General features: G+C 61.4%; 3 protein-coding genes and 1 pseudogene. 3 read left to right on the forward strand and 1 reads right to left on the reverse strand.

What is annotated here, in order from left to right; translation table 11 throughout:
• Window positions 1–103 precede the first annotated feature (103 nt).
• Both EOA32_RS40450 and EOA32_RS40455 read left to right on the forward strand, forming a co-directional pair.
• A pseudogene (locus EOA32_RS40450) lies at window positions 104–687 on the forward strand (hypothetical protein).
• The gene (locus EOA32_RS40455; RefSeq protein ID WP_245499520.1) at window positions 597–1046 is read left to right on the forward strand and encodes a hypothetical protein; all 450 of its coding nucleotides are present in this window, start codon (window positions 597–599) and stop codon (window positions 1044–1046) included. The pseudogene EOA32_RS40450 and the gene EOA32_RS40455 overlap by 91 nt, the downstream one beginning before the upstream one ends.
• On the opposite strand, the gene msrA is transcribed toward EOA32_RS40455, so the two are convergent.
• Window positions 1025–1504 (reverse strand): peptide-methionine (S)-S-oxide reductase MsrA, encoded by a 480-nt coding sequence (gene msrA, locus EOA32_RS36295; protein WP_128374232.1) that lies wholly within the window; start codon window positions 1502–1504, stop codon window positions 1025–1027. The genes EOA32_RS40455 and msrA overlap by 22 nt on opposite strands.
• 149 nt (window positions 1505–1653) lie before the next feature.
• Here msrA and EOA32_RS40700 point away from each other — a divergent pair, with 149 nt between their 5' ends.
• The gene (locus tag EOA32_RS40700; RefSeq protein ID WP_128374233.1) at window positions 1654–2253 is read left to right on the forward strand and encodes a cold-shock protein; all 600 of its coding nucleotides are present in this window, start codon (window positions 1654–1656) and stop codon (window positions 2251–2253) included.
• Window positions 2254–2443 lie beyond the last annotated feature (190 nt).

A 2443-nucleotide genomic window follows, 5' to 3' on the forward strand; every position in this document is an offset into this window, starting at 1 on the left:
GAACAACTGCTGACCCATCCCTGCGCGGCAAGCCGATCCCGTCGGTGGCGGTGTCGCACTCGCCGCCTCCTACGAGGCGAAAGCCTTCGGCGTTCGCGGCGGCATGCCGGGACGGCGGGCGCGGGAACTCTGTCCGCACGTGATTTTCGTGGGCGGCAATTTAAGGAGTACCAGCGGCTCGGCGACGCTGCGATCGCCATCCTCCGCGACTACACGCCGCTCGTCGAGCGCATCTCGATCGACGAGGCCTTTGCCGATGTCGCAGGCTGCACGCATCTCTTCGGCTCGCCAGCGCAGATCGCCACGACGATCAGTCGCCGCGTCCGCACTGAGCTCGGCTTGCCAGGACGCTCCATCGAACGCCTGCTCGGCAGGCCGTGGGCGAAAAGCTTTCGCTGGCCTGGGACCGCGATCCGCGCGAAATCCGAACCCAAGGTCGTGTACGGTCAGCAGGAGCCAGTCTGCCTTGGCCGCAAGCCGGCCGTCGAAAGCGTGTTCAAGCCGGCGCTGCTCCATCTCGCAGACCGCGTTGCCTCGCGCCTGTCGCGAAGTCTCTCGCCGGCAGCACCGTCACGGTGCGGGTCCGGTTCGCCGACATGCGGGCCATCACCAGATCGACGACGCTGGATGCGCCGATTTCGGCTACGGTTATGCTGGCGGAAATTGCAGAGGAGCTGGTGCGGGTAGCGCTTGCCGATCATCCCGGAGAGCGGATAATCACGCTATTGGACGTGTCGGTCTCGCATCTGAGAAAGCAGCCGGATATCCACCTCGATCTGCCTCTCGGGCTTCCTAACGAAAAGCGCAGGCCCGGGGCGAGAAAAGGCATTGCCCGCTGGACCGCCGACCGCGCCATCGACACTATTCGCGTCCGCTTTGGACGTGACGCGGTCGGCTGGCTATGCCGCCACAGCGCTGGACGGTCCGCGCTCGGTTCCCGACGGATTCCACGAACTGGCCGAGAAGGAATTGTAAGGTGCGGCGGCCTACCCCGCGCGGCGAGTTTCCTCTCGCTTTGGAAGCTTCAGTCTGGTCTCGGGAAATGACAGGTGTAGCCGTTGGGACAGCGCTCGAGATAATCCTGATGCTCGGGCTCGGCTTCCCAAAAATCGCTGACCGGCGCCGCCCCGGTCACGACTTTGCCCGGCCAGAGGCCGGAGGCGTCCACGTCGGCTATGGTGTCTTCCGCGACACGCTTCTGCTCGTCGTCTGTATAGAAGATCGCCGAGCGATAGCTCGCGCCGAGATCGTTGCCCTGGCGATTGCGCGTCGTCGGATCATGGATCTGGAAGAAGAATTCCAGCAGATCGCGATAGCTGATCGTGTCTGGATCGAACACGATCTCGATCGCCTCGGCGTGGTTGCCATGATTGCGATACGTAGCGTTGGGCACCTCACCGCCGGTGTAGCCGACGCGGGTGGAAATCACGCCGGGGTAGCGGCGGATCAGATCCTGCATACCCCAGAAGCAGCCGCCGGCAAGCACAGCGCGTTCGGTCGTCATGGTCTCTGACCTCCTGAATTTGGGTTCATCGCCAATATCGGCATCGTTGGCGTCTTTTTTCAGTCGCAGGCATTTGACACAAACGCGTCGCCCGATGGAGATTATCCTGACGCTAGCGCAGTGTGCGCTCCATGTCAGTCGAGACGATCATGAGCAAATATCGAGACCATCGCGAGCCACGCCGGCATCGCCATCACGATGACCCCGCTTCCTTTTCGGAACGGGCTTCCGAACCAAGCTACTTTCAGCGGCCCGCGATTGTGACCGCAGACCCTGTCGACGCCGAGATATTGTGGTTCAATGCCAGCAAGGGTTTTGGCTTCGTCAAACTGTCGGACGGCACGGAAGCTTATCTGCACATCCGAGTGTTGGAGGCTGCCGGAAGCCGCGCTGTTTCCGAGGGGACACGTCTCAAGGTCGCAGTTGAAGAAAGTCCAAGAGGTCATCAGGTCGTGCAAGTGCTGGAGATCAGCGATCAGATCGCGAAAACGCCGGTAGATACGCGCCGCGCTGGAGCGTCCACCGACGAGACGGGTGCGCAGCTGAAGAGCCAGGGCATGGTCAAATGGTACAATCCCGAAAAAGGCTTCGGCTTCATTGCACCCGACAACGGTGAGAAGGATGTCTTCGTTCATGCTACCGCGTTGAACCGCTCAGGGCTCAGCGTGCTGGTGGAGGGACAGAAAGTGTTTGTCGAATGCGGGCAGGGCAAGAAAGGCCTGGAAGTCCGGAGCATTCGCCTCAGCTAGAAGCCAATACGTTGGCCAAAGGGCCAAATTGCCGCTTATGCAAAGAAAAAGCCCACTGCCGGGAGGAGGTGGCAGTGGGCTCGATTTGAAATGCAGCGCGGGAGGAAGTGCACCGCATTCAGCGCCGGCATCGCATCTGGGAGGAGTAGATGGCCGACAACAGGATCATATCGATCGCCGCAGATATTGC

Source organism: Mesorhizobium sp. M1A.F.Ca.ET.072.01.1.1 (assembly GCF_004023325.1).
In the GTDB taxonomy this organism is placed as follows: Bacteria; Pseudomonadota; Alphaproteobacteria; order Rhizobiales; family Rhizobiaceae; genus Mesorhizobium.

Coding starts and splice junctions, on each gene's coding strand:
- EOA32_RS40455 (WP_245499520.1), top strand. CDS start 597: ATGCGGGCCATCACCAGATCGACGACGCTGGATGCGCCGATTTCGGCT.
- msrA (WP_128374232.1), bottom strand. CDS start 1,504: ATGACGACCGAACGCGCTGTGCTTGCCGGCGGCTGCTTCTGGGGTATG.
- EOA32_RS40700 (WP_128374233.1), top strand. CDS start 1,654: ATGAGCAAATATCGAGACCATCGCGAGCCACGCCGGCATCGCCATCAC.